Below are 25782 nucleotides of genomic sequence, written 5' to 3' on the forward strand. Positions count from 1 at the left end.
CATGTCCGCCATCGTCACACGAAACGTCTGCCGGCCGCCCGCGGGAGACATTGCCGCCCGCCGCGCCTTCGGCCCTAACCATCGCTGGAAGGTGCTGGGCATCGGGGTCGCCGCCAATGCCGGCTTCTCCGCCACCTTCTCCGGCATTCCAGCGACCGCGGTGGCGATGCGCCAGGGCTACCACCTCGACAATGCCTCGCTGGGTTTGGTATTGGGTCTACTCGGTCTCGGCGTGGCGCTGAGCGAGCTGCCCTGGGGACTGCTCACGGACCGCTGGGGCGACCGCCGCGTGCTCCTGACCGGGCTCGGCGCGACGGCGGCATGGCTCTTCATCATGGCGATGCTCGTCGTGCCGACGAAGACAGCCATTCCCGGCGTCGTGCTGTTGTCGGCAAGCCTGCTCGTCGTCGGCCTGCTCGGCGGCAGCGTCAATGGTTCCAGCGGCCGCGCCATCATGGGCTGGTTCGGCGAGGGCGTGCGCGGCTTCGCCATGAGCATCAGGCAGACGGCGGTGCCGCTCGGCGGCGGGCTGGGCGCGCTTGTCCTGCCGTCGCTGGCGTTGAGTTTGGGATTCACGGCGGTCTTCGGCCTGCTTGCGGTCGTCTCCGCGCTCTCGGCCTGGTTTGCCTGGCGCTGGCTGCACGAGCCGCCAGTGGAAAGCGGCGCTCACGCCGCCACGGCGACACTTGGCCCAGCGCCGTTGCGCAACATCGAGGTATGGCGCATCTCGACCGCTATCGGCCTGCTCTGCTTCCCGCAAGTCGCGGTGCTGACCTTCGCCTCGGTCTTCCTGCATGACTTCGCCGGCATGGGCACCTTTGTGACCAGCGCCAGCCTCGCCGCGGTGCAGGCCGGCGCGATGGCGATGCGTGTCTGGAGCGGGCGCTTCACCGACCGCCACGGCAACCGTCGCCCGTTCCTGAAACTCTGCAGCGCGCTGAGCGCCTTAGCATTCCTGGCGCTGTGGCTGCTGGTGATCGGCGCTGCCGGCGCGCCGTCGCTGCTGCCGTTGCTTCCGCTGATGGTCGTCGTTGCCGGCATATCCGTCTCCGCCTGGCACGGCGTCGCCTATACCGAGCTTGCCACGCTTGCCGGGGCCGGCCATGTCGGCACCGCGCTCAGCCTGGCCAATAGTTTTGTGTTCATCGGCTTCTGCCTGGTGCCGATCGCCATTCCGTGGCTGCTGGTGGTCTTCGCATGGCCGGGCGTGTGGCTCGCGGCCGCCATCTGCGCGGCGCTCGCCTGGCCGATCTTCCTGCGCCCCGCCTGATTGACCCCACGCCTTACCCAGGCCAGATTCTTCGCCGGCTTGCCGCAGAAACGGCAAGCCGGCTTGCCTCAAACATGAAAAGAACACGATCGATGACGTTAACCCCGCATCAAGGTTAATGCTTCATTTTGACTCTCCGGGGTCAGTAGCGTTCTGGAGAGTTCCGTGCATCGACGCGTTTCATTGCGGCTTGCCGCCGCCGCCGTTGCGAAAAAACGTTCCTTTCTTCCTCCTTTGGTGCTTGGGTTCGGTATTTGGATCGGCTTTCCGTCGGCCGTCGCCTATCAGGATATGGCCAGCCTGATCTCCGGCCTGGAATCGTCCGACACCCGCTGGAACGCCTATATCGAGAAATCCGCCGCCGGCTCGGTGCATGCCGCCGAAATGCCGTTTGTCGATTCCGTCACCACCGGCTCGCTCTCCGGTTCCGGCGTGAATTTGCCGGGGGTGGGCACCGTCGCCTTCCGCGGCAAGGGCAGCGCCGTGGGCGTGACGCCCGATGAAGACCGCGTCATGCGCGCCGACAAGAAGGGACGTATCGTCAAGGTCTCGCCGGTCGCGCCGCCCAAGAATTTCAGCGCCGGCTCGATTTTCGAGCGCACCTCCTCGCTGCTGCGTCCCGCGATGGACAGCGGCCTGAAGCTGACCTTCGCCAAGCCCGGCATCATGGGCAAGGAAGTCCAGATTGCCCAGGCCTTCCATCTTCGCGAGGACAAGAGGCCGGATCCGGCGCTGCCGGCGGCACTTGTCGCCCTCGTCAACAACGACAAGCCGGACATTCTTGCCACGGCCTATGCCCAGTCCGCGCCCGACTACGCCAAGGCTTCGCCCTTCGAGGCGCTGCTGCAGGACGATCCGAACGATGGCCGCTTCATCCCGCCGATGGGCAAGGGCGACCATGCCTGGCTGCAGACGCCCCTGCCGGCGAGTGTCTTTTCCAAGCCCGAGCAGGCCTGCCTTGCCAAGGGCATCTATTTCGAGGCGCGCAGCGAGCCTGTCCGCGGCCAGGCGGCGGTTGCGCAGGTGATCCTCAACCGCGTCCGCAATCCGACCTATCCGAAGACGATCTGCGGCGTCGTCTATCAGAACGACAACTGGTTCAACCGCTGCCAGTTCTCCTTTGCCTGCGACGGCAGGAAGAAGACAATCACCGACCTGGCCTCCTACAAGACCGCCCAGGAGGTTGCCATGGCGGTGACCGCCGGCAAGATATTCATTCCCGAGGTCGGCTCATCGACGCATTACTACGCCAATTACGTCCATCCGGGCTGGGCGCGGGCCATGCACAAGATGACCAGGATCGGCCTGCATATCTTCTACCGCACCTATGGCGGCGGCTGGAGCTGAGCCGTTAAGGCATGTCTCCCGAGAGTGGTAAGCGGTCTCGGGAAAAGACATGCGCGAAATCAAAACTTGAAGCGCATGGAGCGAATCTGAAAGATCGCGACGCGCTTTAGGCGGCTCGAGCTGAGCCGCTTAAATACCGCCCCGGCTATCCTTCCTCCGACGCCCGGCAATGCCTCGGCGGACGCGCCTTGTCGCGCGGATTCGCGCCGTCGCCTCACGCGGGCGTGAAGGGCACGATGTCGCACCTCTATAAACCATTGATTTGACTGTTAAAAATACATCGCTCGGAAGTTCGGCCCGTGGCTTGACGGGGGCGGACCCTCTAACTATGTTGCCGGCGACTTTAGAAGCGGACGGACGGCAATCGTCTGCCCGGGCAGGGGGGTTGCGATGGCCGACAAAACCGGGCCAGACGGAACCGGAGAAACCGGCCGCGGCAGGCAGCCAGAAGCCACCATCCGCGACGACGAACTTGAGCGCCGCCGGCGCGATCTCGAAGCATCGCTTGCGACGAGGCGCACGGACCGGTCCGAGGGGAAAGACGAAGCGAAAGCTGCGACCGGTTACGGTCAGGCGCTGAAGCTGTCCAGCGAGTTCATCGCCGGAGTGGTGGTCGGTGTCGGCTTGGGCTGGATCATCGACCGTGTGGCGGGAATAGCGCCCTGGGGTCTGATCGTCGGCCTGTTGCTGGGCTTTGGCGCAGGCATACTCAACGTCCTGCGTTCGGCGGGACTGGCATCGGAATTCGGCCAGGGCGGCAAGCCGCGCGAGCCGAGAGAATGAAGTGAGGCGCCGCAGGGCGCTAAAGTGAATTAAAAAGCCGATTGTGGCTTTGACGGGGATTTAAAGTGGCTGCTGACAAGGTCGATCCGATCCACCAGTTCCAGATCCATCCGATCATCCCGCTGCATATCGGCGGCTACGACGTATCTTTCACCAACTCCTCTTTGTTCATGGTCGTGACGATCGTCCTGGCGTCCGCCTTCCTCTACATGAGCACCGCCAGCCGGGCCTTGATTCCCGGTCGCCTGCAGTCGGTGTCCGAAATGGCCTACGAATTCGTCGGCAACATGCTGCGCGATGCCGCGGGCAAGCAGGGCATGCAGTTCTTCCCGCTGGTGTTCTCGCTGTTCATGTTCGTGCTGGTCGCCAACCTGATCGGCCTGTTCCCTTATTTCTTCACCGTCACCAGCCACATCATCGTCACCTTCACGCTGGCGATCCTGGTCATCGGCACGGTCCTCGTCTACGGCTTCGCCAAGCACGGCTTCGGCTTCCTCAAGCTGTTCGTGCCGCATGGCGTGCCGGGCTACCTTCTGCCGCTGGTGGTGGCGATCGAAATCATCTCCTTCGTCTCGCGGCCCGTCAGCCTCTCGGTTCGTCTTTTCGCCAACATGCTCGCCGGCCACATCACGCTGAAAGTGTTCTCGGGCTTCGTCGTCAGCCTGAGCGCGTTTGGCGCCGTCGGTATCGCCGGCTCGGTGCTGCCGCTTGCCATGGCGGTCGCGCTCTCCGCGCTAGAGCTGCTGGTGGCTTTCCTCCAGGCCTATGTGTTCGCGGTGCTGACCTGCATGTATCTGAACGACGCGCTGCACCCGAGCCACTGATTTTCACCGGCGCCCCGGCGCCAGCTTACCCAACGTACCAACTGCAACGAACAGAGAAACCACAGGAGTTTTGAAATGGACGCAACTGCAGCAGCTGCTATCGGCGCTGGTATCGCCTGCATCGGCATGGGCGGCGCGGGCATCGGCCTCGGCAACATCTTCGGCAGCTATCTCTCGGGTGCGCTCCGCAACCCGTCGGCTGCCGACGGCCAGTTCGGCCGCCTGATCTTCGGCTTCGCCGTGACCGAAGCTCTGGGCATCTTCTCGCTCCTGATCGCTCTGCTCCTGGTCTTCAAGTAAGAGCCGGAGCTGACGAAAGGGGCCGCATGGTGCGGCCCGTTCTAGGGACAGGGGAATGAGATGTTCGTGACATCTGCCTATGCGCAAGAAGCAGCGCCGGCCGCGGCCGAGGGCGATACGCATGCCGGCACTGCCGTGCCTGCCGCGGAGCATGAAGCGTTCCCGCCGTTCGATGCCAAGACCTTCCCGTCGCAGATCCTGTGGCTGGTCATCACCTTCGGGCTCTTCTACCTGTTCCTGAAGCGGGTTGTGATGCCGCGTCTTGGCGGCATCATCAATGTCCGCAACGACCGCATCACCCAGGACCTCGATCATGCCGCAAGGCTGAAGGGCGAGGCGGACGCCGCGGTTGCTGCCTATGAGCAGGAACTGGCGGAAGCCAAGGTCAACGCCAACAAGATCGGCCAGCAGGCGAACGACGCCGCCAAGGCGCAAGCCGAGGGCACGCGCAAGAAGCTCGAGGCCGAGCTTGAGAAGAAGCTTGGCGAGGCCGAGGCGAGTATCGCCTCGATCAAGGCCAAGGCGATGAAGGAAGTCGGCACCATCGCCGAGGACACGACCTCGGCCATCGTCGAGGCGCTTGTCGGCGGCAAGACCGACAAGGCCGAGATCGCGGCCGCGGTCAAATCCGCGAGCCAGTGAGGAGCGGGATCATGGACGCCACATCACTCGCCACGCTCTGGGCCACCATCGCCCTGATCATCTTCCTCGGCGCCGTCATCTATCTGAGGGTGCCGGGCATGCTTGCCAAGTCGCTCGACGCCCGCGCGGCCAAGATCAGCAGCGAGCTCGAGGAGGCACGGCGCCTGCGCGAGGAGGCCCAGCAGCTGCTGCGCCAGTATCAGCAGAAGCGTAAGGAAGCCGAGAAGGAGGCCGCCGACATCGTCGCTGCCGCCAAACGCGAGGCTGACTTGCTTGCCTCCGAGGCGGCCAAGAAGACCGAGGACTATGTCGCCCGGCGCACCGCGCTTGCCGAGCAGAAGATCAGCCAGGCCGAGCGCGAGGCGGTCAGCGAAGTGCGCGCCACCGCCGTCGACATCGCTGTAGAGGCCGCCCGCGCGCTGCTTGCCGCCAAGGTCGACGTCAAGGCCGGCGCGGATCTGTTCAAGTCGGCGCTGGATGACGTCAAGGCCAAGCTGAACTGAGCTGATTGCAGTTACGAATGAGAAAGCCGCTGGGCAAACCCGGCGGCTTTTTTGCTTGATAGGGGAAGCGGGACGCCGAAGCCGCCAATCTCCCCCCTCGTGGGGGAGATGCCCGGCAGGGCAGAGGGGGGGCGCGAAGGATCGCGGCGTCCCATTCTGTGCGATGGGTCGAGTGCAAACTGTGCGAGAAGTTCGGGCAACTGGCTGAAAGGCTGGCGGGACAGCGCCCCCCTCTGTCCTGCCGGACATCTCCCCCACAAGGGGGGAGATCAGCTATCACTCCAGCCCGGCGAGGCTCTCTTCCTCTTCTGCTATCTCAGCCCCACCCAACCGGAACGGCGCGAACGACGCCCGGTGGAGCCGTGCCACCGGCCCATGCGCCTCGATCGCGGTGCGGTGCCGGACCGTCGCGTAACCCATATGCACTTCGAAGCCGTAATGCTCGTGATGTCCGCCGCAGCCGCACATCATGCGGTCGCGCATCACCTTGGCGACGATCGAGGCGGCGGCGATCGACTGCGAGCGCTGGTCGCCCTTGATGAGCGCGCGGCCTTCGCAGGCGAGACCTGGCGGTATGTCGCGGCCGTCGGCCAGGGCGAGCTTCGGCCGCAAGGATAGGCCGGCGGCAGCACGGCGCATCGCTTCCAGGCTGGCTTTCAGGATATTGCTGTTGTCGATGCCTTCGGCGCTGATCGAAGCCATCGAGATGCTGAGCGCCGAGCCAAGAATCTTGAGAAACAGCGCCTCGCGTTGCAAATGGGTGAGGCGCTTGGAATCGTCGAGGCCTTCGGGAATATTGGCGGGGTTGAGCACCACCGCGGCGGCCACCACCGGACCGGCGAGCGGACCGCGACCGGCCTCGTCCATGCCGGCGACCGGCCACAGCCCATCGGCTATCGCTTTCGTCTCGATCGAGAAGTCGGGCTTCTCGACCATTTCAAAGAGAAGCGGAGAATCGGAACGCGCGCGAGCCATGGTGCGGCGAGGTTCGCATCGGCTCCGATTCTCCGCAAGTCCTTCCGGGTCGGATGGGGCGTCGGACCGGGAAGGCACCGTCTCACGGCCGGGGGACAATGGCCGGACGGAATTTTCGAAACAAATGGCAATTCCAGACGGAAAATCGCTTTGCCTGGAAGTGCTTAGCGCCGGCCGTCATGGCCGGTGCTGGCGCTGGATCAGGATGACATTGGTTGCATCGTCATCCTGATCCAACCTTTTGTTGGAGTATGATCTTCTCCGAAAACCGGTTCCCACTTTTCGGGGTCATGGTCAAAGCAGCATCAGCTGCTCGCCGGCACTGGCGCCTGCGACGAATTGGTCGGTGCGAAGCTGCCGCCGCTCGACATTGAGGCCGAGCCGCTTGGCGGCGATCTCGAAGCGCCGGCCGATCTGCCAGGCATAGGGACCGGCGCCCTTCATGCGCTTGCCCCATTCGGAATCGTAATCCTTGCCGTCGCGCATCGAGCGGATAAGCGACATCACATGCCGGTAGCGGTCGGGATAATGGCGCAACAGCCAGTCCTTGAAGATCGGCGCCACTTCGAGCGGCAGGCGCAGGATGACATAGCCGGCCTCCCGTGCGCCGGCGGCTCTAGCCGAATCGAGGATGCGCTCCATCTCCGGATCGGTAAGCCCAGGAATAATCGGCGCCACCATCACCGACGCCGGGATGCCGGCATCCGAAAGTTGGCGGATCGCCTCCAGCCGCTTCGTCGGCGTCGAGGCGCGAGGCTCCATCGTTCTCGCCAGCATGCGGTCGAGCGTCGTCACCGACAGCGCCACCTTGGCAAGGCCGCGCTCGGCCATGCGCGACAGGATGTCGATGTCGCGCGTCACCAGCGCCGACTTGGTGACGATGCCGACCGGATGGCCGCGCGCTTCCAGCACTTCCAGGATCTCGCGCATGATGCGGTATTGCTTCTCGATCGGCTGGTAGGGATCGGTGTTGGTGCCGATGGCGATCGTGCGCGGCTGGTAGCCCGGTTTCGACAATTCCCTGTCCAGCATGCGCGCGGCATCCGGCTTGGCGAACAGCTTCGATTCGAAATCGAGCCCCGGCGACAGTCCCATGAAGGCATGCGTCGGCCTGGCGAAGCAGTAGACGCAGCCATGCTCGCAGCCGCGATAGGGATTGATCGAACGGTCGAAGGAAATGTCGGGCGACTCGTTGCGGGTGATGATGGTGCGCGGCTTCTCGACCTGCACTTCCGTCTTGAACGGCGGCAGGTCCTCCAGCGAGTTCCAGCCGTCGTCGAACACATGCCGGCTGATCGGCTCGAACCGGCCGGACGGGTTGATGCCGGCCGAGCGGCCGCGATTGCGGTCGGGCCGCACGCGCATGCCGCTCTGCTCGATCATGGCATTCGCCATCTCGGCTCGGCCTGCTCCGAAAGCGGCAATGTCGGCGCGCACGATCTGTTCCATTTTCGCCCTCTCCCAAGGACTGTCGGCAGGCTGTCGAATCGCTCTGTTCATGAAACTATTCCTATTTCGCCGAAGAGAACAAAGCAAGAACTTTTTCGCCTAAAGCGCACAACTGGCGCACCGCCGCACTTTCCGCTATTCGGCTAAAATGCTCAGCGTCCTTATCGAAACCCGCAACGACGAAGAGGGGCTTGCCCGTACGCTCGCCTCGCTGGTCGGCGGCGCGGTCGAAGGCGTCGTGCGCGACGTGATCGTCTGCGATCAAGGCTCGACCGATCAGACGCATCGGGTGGCCGAGCATGCCGGCTGCCATTATGCGACCGGCGGGATCGCCTTGGCTATCGGCCAGGCCAAGGGCGACTGGCTGCTCCTGCTCGAGCCGGGCGCGCGGCTCGCCGAGGGCTGGATCGACGAAGTCGTGGCGCACACGGCGAAACAGACCATGCCGGCGCGCTTTTCACGCGCCCGCGCCAACCGTGCGCCTTTCCTGGCCAGGGTGTTCTCGAGCAATCGTGCGCTGGCCGAGGGGCTTGTCATCAGCAAGCGTCAGGCCTCGGCTCTGGCAAAGAGCGCGCGCAGCGCCGAAGCCCTGGCGCGCGGCCTGGCGACCAGAAGGCTGAACGCCGAAATCTGGATCGCGCCGCCGAAATGATGCCCCGCCGTGCCGGCCGGGCCCCTTAACTGAGCTTTACGAAGTTGGCTTGCCGCCGCGCCTGAGATGCTCGTCCAGCCGCGGCATGATCTCGACGAAATTGCAGGGCATGTGCCGGTAGTCGAGCTGCGCCTTGATGATGCCGTCCCAGGCGTCCTTGCAGGCGCCGGGCGAGCCCGGCAGCACGAAGACGAAGGTGGCGTTGACAACGCCGCCGGTCGCCCGGCTCTGGATCGTCGACGTGCCGATCTTGTCGTAGGAGATGCGGTGGAAGACTTCCGAAAAGCCGTCCATGCGCTTTTCGAAGATCGGCTCCAGCGCCTCCGGCGTCACGTCGCGGCCGGTGAAGCCGGTGCCGCCGGTGGTGATGACGACATCGATGTTTTCGTCCTTCGACCAGCCGAGCACCTTGTCGCGGATCTTTTCGCGGTCGTCGGTGACGATATCGCGCGCGGCAAGGCTGTGGCCGGCTTCCGCGATGCGATCCGCTAGCGTCTGTCCGGATTTGTCGTCGGCAAGGCTGCGCGTGTCGGAGACGGTCAGCACCGCGATGCGCACCGGAATGAAGGGCCGGCTTTCGTCAAGCTTCGCCATCGCCCACCTCCATGCTGCGCGTCGCGGCAACGAACCAGTCGGGGTGGCGGGCGCGGATCTCGATCGCCGCGCGCTTTGCGACATTGCCGGTCTCGAACAGGCCGAAACAGGTGGCGCCCGAGCCGGACATGCGCGCGAACGCGGCGTCGGCACGCTTGAGCGCCTTGAGCGCCTCGCCGATAGCCGGTTGAATCGAACGCGCGGCAGGCTCGAGATCGTTGCGCGTCGTCTCCAGCCAGTTGCGGATCGTGTGGAAGTCGAGGCGCTTCGGCAGCGGCGGCAGCGCCTCGTTGTCGCGGCTGGAGAGCGCCTTGAACACGTCCGGCGTCGAGATCGCGACGTCCGGATTGACCAGCACCAGGCCAAGCGCCGGAAAGGCGGATAGCGGCGACACTTCATCGCCGATACCGCGTGCGATCAGCGGCTTTGATTTGAGGCACATCGGCAGGTCGGCGCCGAGCGAAAGCCCGATCCGGGCCAGCGAATTGTCGTCGATATCAAGCTTCCAGAGCCGCGCCAGGCCGTTGAGCGCGGCCGCCGCGTCGCTCGAGCCGCCGCCGACGCCGGAGGCGACGGGCAGGTTCTTCTCCAGCCGGATGGCGACCGGCGATCCCTGTTGCATGCCGGCTTCCCGGCGCAAGGCATCGCGCGCCTTCACCACCAGATTGTCGCCGTCGAGCGGCAGCCCGGCGGCATAACGGCCGGATACCGAGAATTCATCCTGCTCCGCCGGCTCGATCTCGAGCCGGTCGCCGAAGCGGGTGAAGACGGCAAGGCTGTCGATGAGATGGTAGCCGTCGGCGCGCTGTCCGGTGACATGCAGCGCCAGGTTGATCTTGGCAGGCGCAAGCCACGTCCGGACCTCTGTGCCGGGCTCCAGGATGTCGGCTGCTGGCGAGATGGGATCAGTCCTTGGCGAGACGATATTCGCCGGTCTTGGGGTCCTTGACCAGCGTGCCCGTCGTGCCGTTCGCCGCCTGTCTTTCGGTGCGCCGGATCTTGGCCGTCACGCGTTCGGCCTCGCGCACGAAAGCGCGGTAGCCAAAGTAAGCGGCGGCGCCGACAACGGCGAAGAAAATGATCTGCGGCATCTCTAAAACTCCTCCCGCGTCCTCGCGGCAAGGCCGGCCGAATGGGTCGGTCAAGCAGCCATGCTAGCCGCATTCATGGCTTTTTCAAAGCCCGAAGCGCGCCCATAGCGCGCGCTCTTCCGCCGCATCGAGGACCCCGCTGGCGGCGGCCGCCGCGATATCCGGCGCCGAAACGCGCGAGCCGAACAGGCCGAAACGGCCGAACAGACCGCGCGGCGCGGTGATCAGCTTGAGCTGCGTCTTCTCGCCGAAACGGGTCTTGAGCACGCTGCGCATATCGCCCAGCGCATCGACAAGGCCGAGCTCGAGGCCGCGCTTGGCGGTCCAGAACAGGCCGGTGAACAGGTCCGGGTCGTCCTTGAGCTTGCTGCCGCGCCGTTCCTTGACGAGGTCGATGAAGGTTTCGTGCACTTCGAGCTGCAGCGCCTTCAGCCGCTCGATGTCCTCCTTCTTCTCGGGCTTGAACGGATCGAGCACGGCCTTGTTCTGGCCGGCGGTGTGGACGCGCCGCTCGACGCCGATCTTCTTCATCAGTTCCGGGAAACCGAACGAGGCCGAGACCACGCCGATCGAGCCGACGATCGAGGACGGGTCGGCGAAGATCTCGTCGCCGGCGACCGCGATCATGTAGCCGCCGGAGGCCGCCACGTCCTCGACGAAGACCAGCACCTTCTTGTTCTTTTCCGCCGCCAGGTCGCGGATGCGCTTGAAGATCAGCCGCGACTGCACCGCTGAGCCGCCCGGCGAATTGATCGAGATGGCGACCGCCGGCGCGTCGAAGCCGAACGCCTTTTCGATCAGGCCGGCCGTCGAGGCGAGCGACAGGCTCGGCCGGAACTGGCCTCCGCCGGCCATGATGGGGCCTTGCAGCCGGATGACCGGAATGGTGACGACTGTCGAGCGCCAGGATTTCGGCAGCAGGCGGTTGAAGAGGCGTTTCACGAACGATTGTCTCCGGACAAAAGGCAAAGGAGCAAGATGCGATCAGGTCGGTTGGTCTGTTTCACGGGCGCGGCATCATCCTGCTTGGGCATGTAAGGAACTCGCCGGCCAACGGCAATGCCGCATCGCCGGCCAGTGCATGTCGCGCAAAAGTGTGCAGCGGTTTTGCGAAAAAAACATGCATAAAACAAAAACTTGAAGCGCGTCGCTAGAATCCATTTCAACGCGACGCGCTTCAAGGATCAATCGCCGAACAGCGATGCCAGGCCGTTATTGATCATTTCCGTCCGCTCCGCCGGCCCGTTGCCGGACGGCCCGTGCAAGATGAGCGGCTGGCGGATCGACAGTTTTCCGCGCGCGCCGAGCACCGCCCTGACGACGATGCGGATCGCCGCCGCATCCGGCCGCGGATGCACGCACAGCAACTCGGCATCGCCGAAGCGTCCCTCGATCGCGTCCAGGATGGCAACCAACTGCTCGGGGCGCGCGATGACCGCCAGCCCGCCGCGCGGCCTGGCGACGGCGGCGGCGCTTCGGATCCAGCGCTCGAACAGCCCATCCTCCGCCACATGCGCCTCTCTGCGCAACGCGTCGAGCGTCGAGCGGTCTTGCGCCGCGTTGAACGGCGGGTTCATGATGACGAAATCGAAAGAGTTGTCGGCAAGCCCGGCCTCGGCCCGCGCTCGACCGGTCAGCGTCACGTCGGCTCTCAACACCGAGGCGCGGTCGCCGAGATGGCCATTGCCGGGATGCGAAAGCGTGGCAGTGGCGAACCCGGCCATTTCGGCGGAGCGCTCGACAAGCACGGCCTGCGCCGCCGGACAGCGCGACAGCACGGCAAGGGCGGCGGCGCCGGCGCCGGCGCCGAAGTCGGCGAGCCGGCCGGAAAAGCCGGACGGTACGGCGGCCGCCAGCGTCATGGCGTCCATGCCGGCGCGATGACCGCCTCGGCTCGGCTGCACCACCCAGAAGCGCCCGCGATGGAACGCATCGACCGTGTGCGCCGGCGTATCCGGGACGGGGGCGGTGCTGGCTGCCATTATTTTTTGCGGATCTCGTTCTCGATGCCGGCATCCTTGAGGATGCGGCGCGCGGCATCGACCTTCTCGGCATCGACCATCACGCGCCGCGGCAGGATGCCGAGCGAACCGTCGAGCACGCTCATATTCTGGTCGGCGACGAAACAGGCGATGCCGGCATCGCGCATCAGCGATTCGACAAAGGAGATGACGACGGCGTCGTTGGTGCGGACAAGCTCGATCATGAAACGAAAATCGCAGGTTGTGGCGTTCGTGTAAACGTGCGGGTGGACACACCGTCGGCGGAGCCGCGCTAATTCGCCTCTTGCCGTGCCCGGTTGCGCCGCCCTAGAGTCGGCGCGGGACCAAGGGTGCGTCAGATTGACGGGAGTTGTCGTGGTGGGTGTCGTTCTCAACATCGAAGGCAAGCGGGAACCCGCTTCCATCAAGGATTTGATCGATCTGACAGCCGCCGATATGGGGCGGGTCAACGAGCTGATCCTGTCCAAGGCCGGCTCCGACGTCGAAATGATCCCGGAGATCGCCAATCACCTGATCTCCTCCGGCGGCAAGCGGCTCAGGCCCATGCTCACCCTCGCCGCCGCGCAGATGTTCGGCTATTCCGGCGAAGGCCATGTCAAGCTCGCCACGGCGGTCGAGTTCATGCACACGGCGACGCTTCTGCATGACGACGTGGTCGACGAGAGCGCGCTGCGCCGCGGCAAGAAGACGGCGCGCATGATCTGGGGCAACCAGGCGAGCGTGCTCGTCGGCGATTTCCTGCTTGGCCAGGCTTTCCGCATGATGGTCGAGGTCGGTTCGCTGGAAGCCTTGGACATCCTGTCGGCCGCGGCCTCCATCATCGCCGAGGGCGAGGTGATGCAGCTTGCCGCCGCCAAGAACCTGGAGACCACCGAGGACGAGCATTTCGCCGTCATCAAGGCCAAGACGGCGGCGCTGTTCTCGGCCGCCGCCGAAGTCGGGCCGGTCATCGCCCAGGCCTCGCGCACCGACCGCGCGGCGCTTCGCTCCTACGGCATGAATCTCGGCCTTGCTTTCCAGCTCATCGACGACGCGCTGGACTATGGCGGCTCGAGCAAGGAGCTCGGCAAGAATGTCGGCGACGATTTCCGCGAGGGCAAGGTGACGCTGCCGGTGATCCTCGCCTACCGGCGCGGCACCAAGGCCGAGCGCACCTTCTGGAAGCGCGCCATCGAGGACAACGTCGCCGACGATGCCGGGCTTGAAAAGGCGATCGGCCTGATGGCCCGCCACGGCGCCATCGCCGACACGATCGGCCGCGCGCGCCATTTCGGCGAGATCGCCCGCGACGCGCTGGCGCCGCTGGAGGCGACGCCGCAGAAGTCGGCTTTGATCGACGTCATCGATTTCTGCATCAGCCGCGTCAACTGAGCCTGCGGGTCCGGCTCATTTGCGTCCGCCGGGAAGGGCGCCTGTGAATCCCGCGCCGGCCGTCTCGACAAACGGCGGTCCGGCAAATTATCTATAAAATATGGCCAGCAAAGAAGACACGATCGCCGTCCGCATCAGCAAGGAGCTGGCGGACCGCATCATTTCGGGCGCCATCGAACCGGGTTCGCGGCTGCGCCAGGACCATGTCGCCGAGGAATTCAACACCAGTCATGTCCCGGTGCGCGAGGCTTTCCGGCGCCTGGAGGCTCAAGGATTGGCGATCGGAGAGCCGCGCCGCGGCGTGCGCGTCGCCTCTTTCGATCTCGGCGAGGTCAGGGAGGTGGCCGAGATGCGGGCGGCACTCGAAGTGCTGGCGCTGCGCCATGCCGCGCCGCATCTGACGGCGTCGATCCTCGATCAGGCCGAGGAGGCGACCAAGGCCGGCGACAAATCCCGCGACGTGCGCTCCTGGGAAGAGGCCAATCGCACCTTCCATCGGCTGATCCTGGCGCCCTGCAACATGCCGCGCCTGCTTTCCACCATCGACGACCTGCATGCGGCAAGCGCGCGCTTCCTGTTCGCGGCCTGGCGCTCGGAATGGGAAACCCGCACCGACCAGGATCATCGGGCGATCCTGAGCGCGCTGAGACAAGGCAACATCGAATCGGCGGCCGCGACACTCGGGCGGCACGTGCAATGGATCGGCCAGAAGCCGGTCAAGACCGCTTCCGGCAAGACCCGCGAGGCCTTCGCCATCGTGGGGTAGGTTTGGCGATTGGGGCAAGGCCTTCGGCTTTGTCTTCGAGGACAGCGCTTGGCCGAGTCGCCCGGCTTCGTCATTCCAGGGCGGAGCAAGGAGCGAAGCGACGCGCGCAGACCCTGGAATCCATTCCGTGACGCCGATCGAAAAACAAAACGGATCAAGATGTTACGCTGATTTGGCACCCGCCGCTCGGAGCCAGCCATTCGCGACCGCTGGAGCGTTGCCGCCAGATCACGGCATGGATTCCAGGGTCTCGGCGACGGAGCTTCGCTCCTGCTTCGCCCTGGAATGACGAACCCCGGACTTGCCATCTCCGCGAAAATATGGATTCGATAATAGATGAAGTCGAAAAATTATCTATAATTCACACGAGCCAAGGAAGACACCGTGACCAACGCAGCCATTTCGACCCAAAACCCCTCCTTCAGCCCATTGCGGCTGCACAGCCGTTCGCTCGCCTGGCAGATCGGCGCCGTGATCCTCGGTTCGCTGTTCCTGGCGCTGTCGTCCTATATCGAGGTGCCGATGGTGCCGGTTCCGGTCACCATGCAGACCTTCGCCGTCACGCTGGTCGGCGTGCTTTATGGCTGGCGCTTCGGTGCGCTGACCATCGCCGCCTGGCTCGTCGAGGGCGCCGCCGGCTTCCCGGTTCTTGCAGGCGGCGCCGCCGGCATACAGCATTTCGTTGGCCCGACCGGCGGCTATCTCTTCGCCTTTCCGGTCGTCGGCGCCGTTGTCGGCTGGCTGGCCGAACGCGGCTGGAACGGCAATCGCGTCATGCTTGCCTTCGCTGCCATGCTCATCGGCAACCTGCTTTGCCTGGTTCTCGGCACCGCCTGGCTTGCCGTCATGATCGGCACTGAAAAGGCCATCACCTTCGGCTTCGTGCCCTTCATCATCGGCGGCCTGCTCAAGTCGGCGCTGGGCGCGGCGACGCTGAAGCTCTTTTCCACCTATCGTGCGGAGCAAGGCGACCGCTCGTCCGGGACGCGATGACCGTCAGGCTGCGCGCCCATCATCTGCTCTGCCTGCTGACCTATGTCGGCAAGGGCTACTCGCCGGCCTTCACCGCCAATTACGACAAGGTGGTGAAGCGGCTGGGCGAGGGCGAGGCGGTGGCGATCGTTTCCGGTCCGGACGACGTCTGCGCCCCGCTGCTCGGCGAGCCGGAACCGCATTGCCTGCGCGAGAGCGCCGCCGAGCGGGACCGGATAGCGGCGCGCGATGTCGGCGCTCTCCTCGGGCGGCCGATCCAGGCTGGAGACCGGTTCGTGCTGGACGCCTCCGGCCTGGCCGGGATGCGCAAGGCCTTTTCCGCCGGCCTGACGCGCCAGGCGTGCTCCGGCTGCGAATGGTCCGGCCTGTGCGACGCGGTTGCCGCCAGCGGATTCAGCGATACCTATCTGTAGGCAATCCGATGCCGCATATGGGCGTCCCGGGCGTCGGCGCGGGATTTTTCGCTGGCGCGGCATCGTTTTTTAAGCCGGATGATTGCATTGTGATTCGCTCGGCAATTGAAGCCTGACCCCAAAAAGGCCATGCTTTGACCGGAAAAGAGCGAGTCTATGGGCGGTCCGCCAAGGGCGGGATCGCATCTGGCTGAAAGGGATACGATGCGGCAAGGACGTGCGCGCTGGCTGACGAAGCTGGCATTTTTGACCGGTGTGGCGCTTTGGGTGCTGCCGGTCCAGGCCAAGGAAGAGGCCCGACCGCTCCAGATCACGTCTTTCTCGGGCGCCTATCTCGCGGCTCATATCGCCGAAAGCGACAACGATCTCAACGATGCGATCGCCTATTACAAGCAGGCGCTGGCCTTTGCGCCGAATGACAAGGAATTGCAGCAGAGCCTGATGCTGGCTCTGGTCGCGCAAGGCCGCTTCGAGGAATCGCTCGTCTATGCCGACAAGCTGAAGGAAGTGCCGGACGTCGAGCGCTTCTCGCGCCTGGCTCTGGCCATCGATTCCTTCCACAAGAAGGACTACGCCAAGGCCCAGTACTGGCTGAAGCTCTCGCTGGAATCCGATCTCGACCGGCTGCTCTCGGGCGTCATGGACGGCTGGGCCAAGGAAGGTGCCGGCAACGCGTCCGAGGCCATGGACTCCATCGACAAGCTCAAGGGCCCGGACTGGTTCGGCCTGTTCAAATCGTTCCACCGCGCGCTGATCGCCGATGCCGCCGGCCTGAACGACAAGGCCGAGGAACTCTACGCCGCCACCATGGCCGATACCGCGGCCGGCGGCTCCGCGCCCGAAACCTGGATGCGCAACGCCCAGGCCTATGCCTCGTTCCTGGTCCGCAAGGGCGACAAGTCGAAGGCGCTGGCGGTGTTGAACCAGGCCGAAGCCTTCGCGCCGGGCAAGCTCGAAATCACCACGCTGCGCGACCGCATCAGCAAGGGCGACAAGATCGAGCCGCTCGTCGCCGGTCCGGCCGACGGCGCGTCCGAAATCCTGCTTGACCTTGCCACCGCGCTCAACCGCGGCGGCGGCGAGCCCTTCGTGCGGCTCTATCTGCAATATGCGCTGGCGCTGAAGCCGGACAGCGACGCAGCCCTTGTGCAGCTTGCCGCCGTGGCCGAGCAGCTCAAGGACGGCGAAGGCGCCGTCGCGCTCTACCGCCGCATTCCGGCGTCCTCGCCGCTGAAGGAGCTCTCCGACCTGCAGATCGGCCTCAACCTTGCCGATCTCGACAAGCATGACGAGGCGATTTCGCATCTCAAGGCCTATCTCGAAAGGCACCCGGACGACATGCGCGCCTATCTGGCGCTTGGCGGCGTCTATGGCTCGAAGGAAGATTTCCGCTCGGCCGCCAGTCTCTACGACAAGGCTGTCGAGCAGCTGAAGACGCCGACCGCCGCCAACTGGAACATCTTCTACCAGCGCGGCATCGCCTATGAGCGGCTGAAGGAATGGCCGAAGGCGGAACCCAATTTCCGTAAGGCGCTGGAGCTGCAGCCCGACCAGCCGCAGGTCATGAACTATCTCGGCTATTCCTGGGTCGACATGAACATGAACCTCAAGGAAGGCCTGGCGATGATCCAGAAGGCCGTGGATCTGCGGCCGAACGACGGCTACATCGTCGATTCGCTGGGCTGGGCCTATTACCGCATGGGCCGCTTCGACGACGCCGTGCGCGAGATGGAGCGCGCCGTCTCGCTGAAGCCGGAGGATCCGGTCCTCAACGACCATCTCGGCGATGCCTACTGGCGCGTCGGCCGCAAGCTCGAGGCAACCTACCAGTGGACGCAGGCACGCGACCTGAAGCCGGATCCGGATGTGCTCGCCACTTTGCAGCAGAAGTTGCTCAAGGGCCTGCCGCCGATCGAATCCAACACCGCGCAGGAAACGCCCAAGGTGAAGCCGGACCCGACTCCCGCGCCGAAAGGCTGAGCGCTTTTCGTCAACATTGAAGAATGCGGGGCTCATCGAGCCCCGTTTTCGTTTCGGCTCGGCGTCTGCCGAGCTCGGGTGTTGGCAGGTGGAGATTGGCCGAAACGGCCACTCTGTCGTCATCCACGGGCGGAGCAAGGAGCGCAGCGACGCGCGCAGACCCGAGGATCCATTCCGTGACTTCTGAGCGCTGCTGCGGTGCAGAATTCTGCTCCGCTGCACTCTTTGAGCAGGGTCACGGAATGGATTCCAGGGTCTCCGCGACGCCGCTTCGCGGCTGCTCCGCCCTGGAATGACGAGGTTCGGGCGGCTTCAGCCAATTTCAGCGTTTGTGCCGATTTCACGGAAATGACCATCCCGTGACTTCTGAGCGTTGCTGCGGCGCAGAATTCTGCTCCGCTGCATTCCTTGATCAGGGTCACGGAATGGATTCCAGGGTCTCCGCGACGCCGCTTCGCGGCTGCTCCGCCCTGGAATGACGAAGTTCGGGCGGCTTCAGCCAATCGCCAGCGGTTGGGCCGATCTCACGGAAATGACCAGCGAAATTCTTGCCTGTCGACAAGGGCGACTTCAAAATCCGAGGAAACTAGAACATCTTTCTGTAGACGACGAACCCGGACTTCTCGCCGACCTTGTCGTAGAGCTGCATGGCCGCATGGTTCGTCTCATGTGTCAGCCAGTAGACGCGGTTCGCGCCCGCTTGCCTGGCGCGTTCGTAGACGCCTTCGATCAGCGCCCGGCCGACGCCCTGGCCGCGCGCGGCCTCGCTGGTGAAGAGGTCCTGCAGATAGCAGCTCGGCGCGATCGATGTGGTCGAGCGATGATAGAGATAGTGGACGAGGCCGAGAAGCTTGCCTTCGCGCTCGGCCACCAGCGCATGCATCGGCTCATAGGCGTCGAAGAAACGCGACCATGTCATCTGCGTGATCTCGCCGGCAAGCGCCGTCGGCCCGGAGCGTCCGTAAAACGCGTTGTAGCCGTCCCAGAGCGGCAGCCATTGCTCGTAATCCTGCCTTGTGACGGGTCGTATGGTGGGTTGACCGGACATGGCTGAACCTTCTTTGTTGGAGATGGGGCTGGAGCAAAGGATTGCCGCCGCCCGCCGGCAATGGGCCAGCCGGCCGCAAAGCGTTCAACCTCGCCGGACGCGAGCCACCGCCTTGACGCTTGCCGGCCCGGCAACTAGGGAAGCGGCATCCCGCGCTTTCCGAGGCCGCCGTGACCATCGAGATTCCTGCCCATATGCATCCCAGCCGCTCCTTCCAGGGGCTGATCCTGACCTTGCACAATTACTGGGCGGCCTATGGGTGCCTCATCCTGCAGCCCTACGACATGGAAGTCGGCGCCGGCACCTTCCATCCGGCCACCACCTTGCGCGCGCTGGGTCCGCTGCGCTGGAACGCGGCCTATGTCCAGCCCTCGCGCCGGCCGAAGGACGGCCGCTACGGCGAAAACCCGAACCGCCTGCAGCATTATTACCAATACCAGGTGATCCTGAAGCCCAATCCGCCGAACCTGCAGGAGCTCTATCTCGGCTCGCTGGAAGCGATCGGCATCGACCCGCTGCTGCACGACATACGCTTCGTCGAGGACGACTGGGAAAGCCCGACGCTGGGCGCCTGGGGGCTCGGCTGGGAGTGCTGGTGCGACGGCATGGAAGTCTCGCAGTTCACCTATTTCCAGCAGGTCTGCGGCATCGAATGCGCGCCGGTGGCGGGCGAGCTGACTTACGGCCTGGAGCGGCTCGCCATGTATGTTCAGGGCGTCGACAATGTCTACGACCTGAACTTCAACGGCCGCGAGGGCGCCGAGACGGTCACTTACGGCGACGTCTTCCTGCAGGCCGAGCAGGAATATTCGCGCCACAATTTCGAATTCGCCAACACAGCGATGCTGCTGAGACATTTCGAGGACGCCGAGGCCGAGTGCAAGGCGCTGCTCGATGCCGGCACGCCCAAGCCAAGCGACAATCTGGCGATGCATCGCATGGTTTTCCCGGCCTATGACCAGTGCATCAAGGCAAGCCATGTCTTCAACCTGCTCGACGCGCGCGGTGTCATCTCCGTCACCGAGCGCCAGAGCTATATCCTGCGCGTGCGCAATCTGGCCAAGGCTTGCGGCGAGGCGTTCCTCAAGACGCGGGCAGGCGGGTTGGCGGCGGCTTAAGCCGATACGGCTTTCGCAGTCTCGGTGGCGGCGCCGGCCGGCAACACGATCTGCGCCGCTGCGCCGTCGATCGTGCGCATGGCCTGCCTGATCCCCGGCATCGTGATCGTGCCGTGCGCCTGGGCGGCGAAGCAGGCGCTGAGCGCCAGGATCTGCAGGGTTCTCGATGCCGTCTTCATCGCCGTTCAGCCAATAGGTCTCTACCTGAGCGTTTGTCGCTTCAGCGCAGCGTTCGGTTCATGGGAAGTTCTGCTCCAAGGACGGGCAGCCTGGCGCCAACCCGACAGTGGGTCGAAAAATTCCGTGAAATCGCTTGAAGAGGCGATCTGCTTGCGGGGTGACAGCGGCCGGCCGAGTTGCTATTTCCCGCCCATTCGTTACGGCGCCTCGCGCCGACCCTCTCCATCACGGGGAGGGTGGGGAGCTTAACTATGCCCGACCTGCTCTTGGAACTCCGCTCGGAAGAGATTCCCGCCCGCATGCAGCGCAAGGCGGCCGGCGACCTCAGGAAGATGCTGACCGACGGTCTGGTCGAGGCGGGCCTGACCTATGAGGCGGCGCGCGAATATTGGACGCCGCGGCGCCTGGCCCTCGACATCCGTGGCCTGACAGCGCGCTCGAAGGACATCCGCGAGGAGATCAAGGGTCCTTCGACCACGGCGCCCGAGCAGGCGGTGCAGGGCTTCCTGCGCAAGGCCGGCCTGTCGTCGATCGCCGAGGCGCATGTCCATTCCGACCCCAAGAAGGGCGACTTCTACGTCGCCCACATCGCGAAGCCGGGCAGGGCGGCCGAAGAGATCATCGCCGAGCTGGTGCCGGGCATCATCCGCGCCTTCCCTTGGCCGAAATCGATGCGCTGGGGGCCGGCCTCGGCCAAGCCGGGCTCGCTGCGCTGGGTGCGGCCGCTGCAGTCGATCGTCTGCACCTTCGGGCCGGAGACCGAGGAGCCGGTGGTCGTCGATTTCGAGATCGACGGCATCCGCGCCGGCAATATCACCTATGGCCATCGCTTCCACGCGCCGGGCGCGATCACCGTGCGCCGCTTCGATGACTATGTGGCGAAGCTCGAGGCGGCCAAGGTCGTGCTCGATGCCGACCGGCGCAAGGAGATCATCCTGGCCGATGCCCGCAACATCGCCTTCGCCAACGGCCTCGACCTGGTCGAGGACGAGGGCCTGCTGGAGGAAGTCTCCGGCCTGGTGGAATGGCCGGTCGTGCTGATGGGCGAGTTCGAGCAGGATTTCCTCACCATTCCGGGCGAGGTCATCCGCCTCACCATCCGCGCCAACCAGAAGTGTTTCGTGACGTCGCGCCCGATCTCCCCCTCAAGGGGGGAGATTGGCCAATCGCCGCTTTCGAACCGCTTCGTGCTGGTTGCCAACATCGAGGCGAGCGACAGCGGCAAGGAGATCGCCTACGGCAACGGCAAGGTGGTGCGCGCGCGCTTGTCCGACGCGCTCTATTTTTGGCGGACCGATCAGGGCGACCTGCCCGATCTCGACCAGCTGGCGGAGTCGGCGACGAGGTTCGACCTGGATTTGAAGAAGCCGCTCGATCAGCGCATGGCGCGGCTCGACCACCTCAACGTCACCTTCCACGCCAAGCTGGGTACGCAAGGCGCGCGCGTTGAGCGTATCAAGCGGTTGGCTGAGGAACTGGCACCTGTCGTCGGAGCCGATAGCGCTTTGGTCGCCCGCGCGTCGGTGCTCGCCAAAGCCGATCTGCAGACCGAGGTGGTCGGCGAGTTCCCCGAATTGCAAGGCGCCATGGGCCGCAAATACGCGCTGCTGCAGGGCGAGCATCCGTCCGTCGCCGCGGCCGCCGAGGAGCACTACAAACCGCAAGGCCCATCCGACCGCGTGCCGACCGACCCGGTCTCGGTTGCCGTCGCGCTCGCCGACAAGCTCGACACGCTCACCGGCTTCTGGGCGATCGATGAAAAGCCCACGGGCAGCAAGGATCCGTTCGCGCTGCGACGTGCGGCTCTTGGCGTGGTCAGGATACTCGTCGAGAACCGTATTCGTCTGGCGCTGACGTCTGTTTTCGTCAGGGCCTTTGCAAGCTTCAAAGGCGGCGCGGATCAGTCGTCCGACCTCCTCGCCTTCTTCCACGACCGTCTGAAAGTCTATCTGCGTGAAAGCGGTGCACGGCATGACTTGATCGATGCCGTGCTGTCGGCGGGCTCGCGCCCAATCTCCCCCCTTGTGGGGCAGATGTCGGCGCAGCCGACAGAGGGGGGCGCTGTCCTGCCGACCTCTGATTCTGTCGCGCCCCCCTCTGCCCTGCCGGGCATCTCCCCCACAAGGGGGGAGATCGGCCAATCGCCGAACGACGACCTGCTGCAGATCGTGCGCCGCGTCGAGGCGCTGGGCTCCTTGCTCGACACCGAGGAGGGCAAGAACCTGCTTGCCGGCACCAAGCGCGCCGCCAATATCCTCGCCGCCGAGGAGAAGAAGAAAACGGCAATCGCCGACACCGTTGAGCCGGCGCTGTTCCGCGAGGACGCGGAAAAGAAGCTCTATGCCGCTGTGAATCAGGCCGAGAAGGAAGCCGGCCAAGCAATTCAAAACGAAGATTTTTCTGCCGCCATGCTGGCGCTTAGCGTGTTGCGCGAACCGGTTGATTCATTCTTTGAGCGTGTTCTCGTGAATGATGAGGACCAGGCCGTGCGCGCCAATCGTCTGGCGCTGCTCGCCCGCATCCGCGCCGCCACCGATCAGGTCGCGGATTTTTCAAAAATCGTCGGCTGACGGCTCGGAAAACCGCACATTCGAGCCTGTCTGCATCCGCTACGATGCGGGCAGGCTTGAACAATCCGGCGCCCGAAATTTAATGCGCCGGAGCCGGCTTACAGTCATATGACGATGACCTCCGCATGGGACAAAGATGCATGTCGTCCAGAAGCGCTGAGCGGTTTTGGGGCAACGACATGCATCAACCAAAGACTTAAGGCGCGTTGCCCGAAATCGTTTCGCGGGGCGCGCCGTAAGACATTCCCCACACACGGAGGCATGCCATGAATTCCGTTGACGATATCGACCTGATTGAAGAGACCCCGGCCGCCGCCGAGGCCACCGAATCCGCTTCCGAAAACCTCCTCGACCACGCCGCCGCAGCGGCGGTCGAAGCCGCCGATCCGTCCGAGGACGACGAGGAAGACGGCAACGAGGAAACCACTGCCTCGGCCGACGACGAGTCGGACGATGAAGATGGCGACGACGACGATGACGATGACGCTGACGCCGACGAAGATGCCAAAGCCTCGGGCGACGATGAGTCCGATGACGAGGATGAAGATGGCGACGATGATGAAGACGACGCCGACGCGGATGAGTCCGACGATGACGACAAGGAAGAAGCGGCCTGAGCCGTCTCCTCTGGTCTGAAGTATGAGGGCGGCGCGGCGCGTCGCCCTTTTTCGTCGGTGCGGCTCTTGTCGGTCTTCCAGGAAGATTGACCCGTCAATCCTCCACTATGCTGACCCGCACGCTGTCCGGATAGACGTCGACCTCGACCAATGGCTCGCCATTGACGATGGCGCGCCTTGTGGTGCTGCTCATGGCGCCGCCGCGTTCCAGCATGCGCTGCAGGTCGGCGCGCGAGCCGTCGCTGCGGAACCAGGCATCGCCCTGGTCGTCGCTGTCGCGCCGGTGGAATTTATGCCAGTTGGCGCGGTCCTGCCGCACCATCTGCGCCGCGCTGCCGAGCGGGTAGCCGTCGCTGGCGCGGTGATCGCGGTCGGAAATCCGCGCCGTGTAAGAGCCGAGCATGTCGTCGGCCCGTGCCGTACCCCCGCCCAGTGTTGTCGCCGCCAACAGTGCGGCAACGGCCATTGCTTTCGAAACAGTCATGAAACCCCCTTTTGCAACACCGGCGCAATCATGCCCGATCCCGATGACGGGGATCGGACAAGGCAAGATCAATCCCAGCAAAAATGTGAAGCGGTCAGGCTCGGCGACTTCGCCGTAGCATCAGTCCGGAATTGCTTCTCGACAAACAGCGGCTAGCATACCAAGTCCCGGTCCAGTGTGATCTACATCGCCTTGCCGACGCGCGGCACCGACGGGGCGCCTTGCGGCTGCGCGCCGCCCGACGCATTGGCAGTCGCGGCCGGCTGTCCGCCGGTTCCGCTGTTGCCGTTCGCGGGCGTTGCCGGCGTGGTACCGTTTGCCGGCGCGGCGGCGGTTGTTGTTGCCGGTGCTGTGGGCTTGGCCGCCGCGGGCGTTTCGAAAGCGCCGCCGACAATGCCGCCGCGAATGATCATCGGGGCCTGCTGGTGCCCGGACTTCTCGGGGATTGCCGCGACCTTCTCGTTGGTGACGGCGGGCATGGGATCGCCAAGCGCTATCATCGATGACGTCGAGGCCGCGGACAGCTTGGTCGGTTCGATCGCATTCAGCTTGACGATCGACGGCGCCGACGTAGAGGGTCCGACCACGACGATCGACGAGGCATGTGCCGCGCCGTGCATCGCCAAAAGGCTGATCCCGAACGCTCCAAGCAAACGCATCACAAATACTCCCAAGCCCGCAACCGCATCAAACCCGCACCATAGCGCCGGCACATTGAAGCCGGCTTGCGCGGAAACTTAACATTTTAGGGATTGATAAATCGCCAATGCCCGCACTTGCCCGATGCAAGCGGCCGTATTACGGGACCGGCATGTTCAGGACTGGTGGCAAATTTGGCTGAGATACTGGCGGTCGGCGAGGCCATGGAGCAGGCTCTGGCGCTGCTTGAAGGCGGCGACGTCGTCGCCATTCCGACCGAGACGGTTTACGGCCTGGCCGGCGATGCCACCAATGGCGTTGCCGTGGCGCGTATCTTCGAGGCCAAGGGCCGGCCGCGCTTCAACCCGCTGATCGCCCATGTCGCCGATCGCGCGATGGCGGACCGTATCGCCGGCTTCGATCCGCTCTCGGCAAAACTGGCCGAAGCCTTCTGGCCCGGCCCGCTGACCCTGGTGCTGCCGCAGCGTGCCGGCAACGGCATCCACCCGCTTGTCACCGCGGGGCTGGACACCATCGCGCTGCGCATGCCGCGCGGGTTCGGCGGCGAGCTGATCGCGCGGCTCGGCCGGCCGCTCGCCGCCCCTAGCGCCAATTCTTCCGGGAAAATCAGCGGCACGACAGCGCAAGCGGTCGCCGCCGATCTCGGCGACAGGATCAGGCTGGTCGTCGATGGCGGCGCGACGCCTGTCGGCCTGGAATCGACCATTCTCAAGGTCGAGAACAGCAAATTGCGGCTGCTGCGGCCCGGCGGCATCGGCGCCGAGGAGATCGAGGCGGTGGCCGGCGCGAAGCTGTCGCGCGGCGCCAGCGGCATCGAGGCGCCGGGCATGCTTGCCTCGCATTACGCCCCGGGCGCCGCGATGCGGCTCAATGTCCAAGATATAGTCGAGGGTGAGGCGTTGCTTGCGTTCGGCCGCAACCGCGCCGAGGGCTGGCAGCAGGCCGCTGCGCTGCGCAATCTGTCCGAAGCGGGCGATCTGCGCGAGGCGGCCAGCAATCTCTTCGCCTTCATGCAGGCGCTCGACCGCGTCGGCGCCGCGACCATCGCCGTTGAGCCGATCCCATTCGAGGGGCTGGGGGAGGCGATCAACGACCGGCTTGCCCGTGCCGCCGCGCCGCGTGACAAGACCGGCTGAGCGCCATAGGTTC

29 protein-coding genes are annotated in these 25782 nt (G+C 64.8%); 17 read left to right on the forward strand and 12 right to left on the reverse strand.

From position 1 onward, the window contains the following. Position 1 precedes the first annotated feature (1 nt). From FJ419_RS14765 to FJ419_RS14795, 7 genes are all read left to right on the forward strand, one after another. The gene (locus tag FJ419_RS14765) at positions 2 to 1270 is read left to right on the forward strand and encodes an MFS transporter (RefSeq protein ID WP_140693968.1); all 1269 of its coding nucleotides are present in this window, start codon (positions 2 to 4) and stop codon (positions 1268 to 1270) included. Positions 1271 to 1435: 165 nt separating this feature from the next. Beyond that, entirely contained in the window at positions 1436 to 2617 is a 1182-nt protein-coding gene (locus FJ419_RS14770) for a cell wall hydrolase (protein WP_140693973.1), read from the forward strand. 390 nt (positions 2618 to 3007) lie between these two features. Then, positions 3008 to 3400 carry an AtpZ/AtpI family protein gene (locus tag FJ419_RS14775; RefSeq protein ID WP_140693977.1) on the forward strand — a complete coding sequence of 131 codons (393 nt, stop codon included), beginning with the start codon at positions 3008 to 3010 and terminating at the stop codon, positions 3398 to 3400. 65 nt (positions 3401 to 3465) lie between these two features. Then, positions 3466 to 4224, forward strand: a complete 759-nt coding sequence (locus FJ419_RS14780; RefSeq protein ID WP_095768723.1) for a F0F1 ATP synthase subunit A — start codon at positions 3466 to 3468, stop codon at positions 4222 to 4224. Between the two features lie 75 nt (positions 4225 to 4299). After that, positions 4300 to 4524 carry a F0F1 ATP synthase subunit C gene (locus tag FJ419_RS14785; protein ID WP_027164582.1) on the forward strand — a complete coding sequence of 75 codons (225 nt, stop codon included), beginning with the start codon at positions 4300 to 4302 and terminating at the stop codon, positions 4522 to 4524. Positions 4525 to 4584: 60 nt separating this feature from the next. Then, entirely contained in the window at positions 4585 to 5166 is a 582-nt protein-coding gene (locus FJ419_RS14790; protein ID WP_140693981.1) for a F0F1 ATP synthase subunit B, read from the forward strand. 11 nt (positions 5167 to 5177) lie between these two features. Beyond that, complete coding sequence (locus FJ419_RS14795) at positions 5178 to 5669, forward strand: F0F1 ATP synthase subunit B (RefSeq protein ID WP_140546306.1); 492 nt, start codon at positions 5178 to 5180, stop codon at positions 5667 to 5669. Positions 5670 to 5945: 276 nt separating this feature from the next. On the opposite strand, the gene FJ419_RS14800 is transcribed toward FJ419_RS14795, so the two are convergent. Continuing rightward, positions 5946 to 6644 (reverse strand): ribonuclease HII, encoded by a 699-nt coding sequence (locus FJ419_RS14800; RefSeq protein ID WP_140693985.1) that lies wholly within the window; start codon positions 6642 to 6644, stop codon positions 5946 to 5948. Between the two features lie 294 nt (positions 6645 to 6938). Beyond that, positions 6939 to 8093 carry a PA0069 family radical SAM protein gene (locus FJ419_RS14805; RefSeq protein ID WP_140693989.1) on the reverse strand — a complete coding sequence of 385 codons (1155 nt, stop codon included), beginning with the start codon at positions 8091 to 8093 and terminating at the stop codon, positions 6939 to 6941. A 148-nt stretch (positions 8094 to 8241) separates the two neighbouring features. Between FJ419_RS14805 and FJ419_RS14810 the strand changes: the two genes are divergently transcribed. Beyond that, positions 8242 to 8745 carry a glycosyltransferase gene (locus tag FJ419_RS14810; RefSeq protein ID WP_140693993.1) on the forward strand — a complete coding sequence of 168 codons (504 nt, stop codon included), beginning with the start codon at positions 8242 to 8244 and terminating at the stop codon, positions 8743 to 8745. Positions 8746 to 8781: 36 nt separating this feature from the next. Here the strand turns inward: FJ419_RS14810 and moaB are convergent, their stop codons facing one another. From moaB to FJ419_RS14840, 6 genes are all read right to left on the reverse strand, one after another. Beyond that, on the reverse strand, positions 8782 to 9339 hold the full coding sequence (gene moaB, locus FJ419_RS14815; RefSeq protein ID WP_140693998.1) for a molybdenum cofactor biosynthesis protein B: 558 nt from the start codon (positions 9337 to 9339) through the stop codon (positions 8782 to 8784). Then, positions 9326 to 10219, reverse strand: a complete 894-nt coding sequence (locus FJ419_RS14820) for a 4-(cytidine 5'-diphospho)-2-C-methyl-D-erythritol kinase (protein WP_140694002.1) — start codon at positions 10217 to 10219, stop codon at positions 9326 to 9328. Before FJ419_RS14820 ends, moaB begins: the two co-directional genes overlap by 14 nt. Before the next feature lie 25 nt (positions 10220 to 10244). Beyond that, on the reverse strand, positions 10245 to 10430 hold the full coding sequence (locus FJ419_RS14825) for a hypothetical protein (protein WP_095768715.1): 186 nt from the start codon (positions 10428 to 10430) through the stop codon (positions 10245 to 10247). An 84-nt stretch (positions 10431 to 10514) separates the two neighbouring features. After that, a complete protein-coding gene (locus tag FJ419_RS14830; RefSeq protein ID WP_140694006.1) occupies positions 10515 to 11372 on the reverse strand; it encodes a S49 family peptidase in 858 nt (285 codons plus the stop codon). Positions 11373 to 11614: 242 nt separating this feature from the next. Then, positions 11615 to 12412 (reverse strand): methyltransferase, encoded by a 798-nt coding sequence (locus FJ419_RS14835; RefSeq protein ID WP_181170698.1) that lies wholly within the window; start codon positions 12410 to 12412, stop codon positions 11615 to 11617. Beyond that, the gene (locus FJ419_RS14840; protein ID WP_027164594.1) at positions 12412 to 12636 is read right to left on the reverse strand and encodes a DUF2007 domain-containing protein; all 225 of its coding nucleotides are present in this window, start codon (positions 12634 to 12636) and stop codon (positions 12412 to 12414) included. The genes FJ419_RS14835 and FJ419_RS14840 overlap by 1 nt, the downstream gene beginning before the upstream one ends. 154 nt (positions 12637 to 12790) lie before the next feature. Between FJ419_RS14840 and FJ419_RS14845 the strand changes: the two genes are divergently transcribed. From FJ419_RS14845 to FJ419_RS14865, 5 genes are all read left to right on the forward strand, one after another. Continuing rightward, complete coding sequence (locus tag FJ419_RS14845; RefSeq protein ID WP_140694011.1) at positions 12791 to 13804, forward strand: polyprenyl synthetase family protein; 1014 nt, start codon at positions 12791 to 12793, stop codon at positions 13802 to 13804. A gap of 100 nt (positions 13805 to 13904) precedes the next feature. Next, positions 13905 to 14570, forward strand: a complete 666-nt coding sequence (locus FJ419_RS14850; protein WP_140694015.1) for a GntR family transcriptional regulator — start codon at positions 13905 to 13907, stop codon at positions 14568 to 14570. Between the two features lie 384 nt (positions 14571 to 14954). Then, a complete protein-coding gene (locus FJ419_RS14855; RefSeq protein WP_140694020.1) occupies positions 14955 to 15563 on the forward strand; it encodes a biotin transporter BioY in 609 nt (202 codons plus the stop codon). Further along, the gene (locus tag FJ419_RS14860; protein ID WP_140694023.1) at positions 15560 to 15976 is read left to right on the forward strand and encodes a DUF1284 domain-containing protein; all 417 of its coding nucleotides are present in this window, start codon (positions 15560 to 15562) and stop codon (positions 15974 to 15976) included. The genes FJ419_RS14855 and FJ419_RS14860 overlap by 4 nt, the downstream gene beginning before the upstream one ends. Before the next feature lie 204 nt (positions 15977 to 16180). Further along, positions 16181 to 17956, forward strand: a complete 1776-nt coding sequence (locus FJ419_RS14865) for a tetratricopeptide repeat protein (RefSeq protein WP_140694026.1) — start codon at positions 16181 to 16183, stop codon at positions 17954 to 17956. A gap of 586 nt (positions 17957 to 18542) precedes the next feature. Here the strand turns inward: FJ419_RS14865 and FJ419_RS14870 are convergent. Next, on the reverse strand, positions 18543 to 19004 hold the full coding sequence (locus FJ419_RS14870; RefSeq protein ID WP_140694029.1) for a GNAT family N-acetyltransferase: 462 nt from the start codon (positions 19002 to 19004) through the stop codon (positions 18543 to 18545). 194 nt (positions 19005 to 19198) lie between these two features. On the opposite strand from FJ419_RS14870, the gene FJ419_RS14875 reads away from it, so the two are divergent. Beyond that, positions 19199 to 20122, forward strand: a complete 924-nt coding sequence (locus FJ419_RS14875; RefSeq protein WP_181170716.1) for a glycine--tRNA ligase subunit alpha — start codon at positions 19199 to 19201, stop codon at positions 20120 to 20122. Here FJ419_RS14875 and FJ419_RS14880 read toward each other — a convergent pair. Next, entirely contained in the window at positions 20119 to 20301 is a 183-nt protein-coding gene (locus FJ419_RS14880; RefSeq protein WP_140545531.1) for a hypothetical protein, read from the reverse strand. The two genes, FJ419_RS14875 and FJ419_RS14880, sit on opposite strands and share 4 nt — an antisense overlap. 252 nt (positions 20302 to 20553) lie before the next feature. Between FJ419_RS14880 and glyS the strand changes: the two genes are divergently transcribed. After that, positions 20554 to 22872 (forward strand): glycine--tRNA ligase subunit beta, encoded by a 2319-nt coding sequence (glyS, locus tag FJ419_RS14885; protein WP_140694037.1) that lies wholly within the window; start codon positions 20554 to 20556, stop codon positions 22870 to 22872. 266 nt (positions 22873 to 23138) lie between these two features. Then, on the forward strand, positions 23139 to 23489 hold the full coding sequence (locus FJ419_RS30775) for an ATPase (protein WP_181170699.1): 351 nt from the start codon (positions 23139 to 23141) through the stop codon (positions 23487 to 23489). A 94-nt stretch (positions 23490 to 23583) separates the two neighbouring features. On the opposite strand, the gene FJ419_RS14895 is transcribed toward FJ419_RS30775, so the two are convergent. Further along, positions 23584 to 23973 carry a hypothetical protein gene (locus FJ419_RS14895; protein ID WP_140694040.1) on the reverse strand — a complete coding sequence of 130 codons (390 nt, stop codon included), beginning with the start codon at positions 23971 to 23973 and terminating at the stop codon, positions 23584 to 23586. Positions 23974 to 24155: 182 nt separating this feature from the next. Further along, positions 24156 to 24632 (reverse strand): hypothetical protein, encoded by a 477-nt coding sequence (locus FJ419_RS14900; RefSeq protein ID WP_181170700.1) that lies wholly within the window; start codon positions 24630 to 24632, stop codon positions 24156 to 24158. Between the two features lie 174 nt (positions 24633 to 24806). Here FJ419_RS14900 and FJ419_RS14905 point away from each other — a divergent pair, with 174 nt between their 5' ends. Next, on the forward strand, positions 24807 to 25769 hold the full coding sequence (locus FJ419_RS14905; protein WP_181170701.1) for an L-threonylcarbamoyladenylate synthase: 963 nt from the start codon (positions 24807 to 24809) through the stop codon (positions 25767 to 25769). Positions 25770 to 25782 lie beyond the last annotated feature (13 nt).

The sequence above is a fragment of the Mesorhizobium sp. B2-6-2 genome (assembly GCF_006440615.1).
In the GTDB taxonomy this organism is placed as follows: domain Bacteria; phylum Pseudomonadota; class Alphaproteobacteria; order Rhizobiales; family Rhizobiaceae; genus Mesorhizobium.

Excerpts from the sequence above, each read along its gene's own strand:
- FJ419_RS14765 (WP_140693968.1), top strand. The coding sequence starts at position 2 with ATGTCCGCCATCGTCACACGAAACGTCTGCCGGCCGCCCGCGGGAGAC.
- FJ419_RS14775 (WP_140693977.1), top strand. The coding sequence starts at position 3,008 with ATGGCCGACAAAACCGGGCCAGACGGAACCGGAGAAACCGGCCGCGGC.
- FJ419_RS14785 (WP_027164582.1), top strand. The coding sequence starts at position 4,300 with ATGGACGCAACTGCAGCAGCTGCTATCGGCGCTGGTATCGCCTGCATC.
- FJ419_RS14790 (WP_140693981.1), top strand. The coding sequence starts at position 4,585 with ATGTTCGTGACATCTGCCTATGCGCAAGAAGCAGCGCCGGCCGCGGCC.
- FJ419_RS14795 (WP_140546306.1), top strand. The coding sequence starts at position 5,178 with ATGGACGCCACATCACTCGCCACGCTCTGGGCCACCATCGCCCTGATC.
- FJ419_RS14800 (WP_140693985.1), bottom strand. The coding sequence starts at position 6,644 with ATGGCTCGCGCGCGTTCCGATTCTCCGCTTCTCTTTGAAATGGTCGAG.
- FJ419_RS14805 (WP_140693989.1), bottom strand. The coding sequence starts at position 8,093 with ATGGAACAGATCGTGCGCGCCGACATTGCCGCTTTCGGAGCAGGCCGA.
- FJ419_RS14810 (WP_140693993.1), top strand. The coding sequence starts at position 8,242 with ATGCTCAGCGTCCTTATCGAAACCCGCAACGACGAAGAGGGGCTTGCC.
- moaB (WP_140693998.1), bottom strand. The coding sequence starts at position 9,339 with ATGGCGAAGCTTGACGAAAGCCGGCCCTTCATTCCGGTGCGCATCGCG.
- FJ419_RS14825 (WP_095768715.1), bottom strand. The coding sequence starts at position 10,430 with ATGCCGCAGATCATTTTCTTCGCCGTTGTCGGCGCCGCCGCTTACTTT.
- FJ419_RS14835 (WP_181170698.1), bottom strand. The coding sequence starts at position 12,412 with ATGGCAGCCAGCACCGCCCCCGTCCCGGATACGCCGGCGCACACGGTC.
- FJ419_RS14840 (WP_027164594.1), bottom strand. The coding sequence starts at position 12,636 with ATGATCGAGCTTGTCCGCACCAACGACGCCGTCGTCATCTCCTTTGTC.
- FJ419_RS14850 (WP_140694015.1), top strand. The coding sequence starts at position 13,905 with ATGGCCAGCAAAGAAGACACGATCGCCGTCCGCATCAGCAAGGAGCTG.
- FJ419_RS14860 (WP_140694023.1), top strand. The coding sequence starts at position 15,560 with ATGACCGTCAGGCTGCGCGCCCATCATCTGCTCTGCCTGCTGACCTAT.
- FJ419_RS14865 (WP_140694026.1), top strand. The coding sequence starts at position 16,181 with ATGCGGCAAGGACGTGCGCGCTGGCTGACGAAGCTGGCATTTTTGACC.
- FJ419_RS14870 (WP_140694029.1), bottom strand. The coding sequence starts at position 19,004 with ATGTCCGGTCAACCCACCATACGACCCGTCACAAGGCAGGATTACGAG.
- FJ419_RS14875 (WP_181170716.1), top strand. The coding sequence starts at position 19,199 with ATGCATCCCAGCCGCTCCTTCCAGGGGCTGATCCTGACCTTGCACAAT.
- FJ419_RS14880 (WP_140545531.1), bottom strand. The coding sequence starts at position 20,301 with ATGAAGACGGCATCGAGAACCCTGCAGATCCTGGCGCTCAGCGCCTGC.
- glyS (WP_140694037.1), top strand. The coding sequence starts at position 20,554 with ATGCCCGACCTGCTCTTGGAACTCCGCTCGGAAGAGATTCCCGCCCGC.
- FJ419_RS30775 (WP_181170699.1), top strand. The coding sequence starts at position 23,139 with ATGAATTCCGTTGACGATATCGACCTGATTGAAGAGACCCCGGCCGCC.
- FJ419_RS14895 (WP_140694040.1), bottom strand. The coding sequence starts at position 23,973 with ATGACTGTTTCGAAAGCAATGGCCGTTGCCGCACTGTTGGCGGCGACA.
- FJ419_RS14900 (WP_181170700.1), bottom strand. The coding sequence starts at position 24,632 with ATGCGTTTGCTTGGAGCGTTCGGGATCAGCCTTTTGGCGATGCACGGC.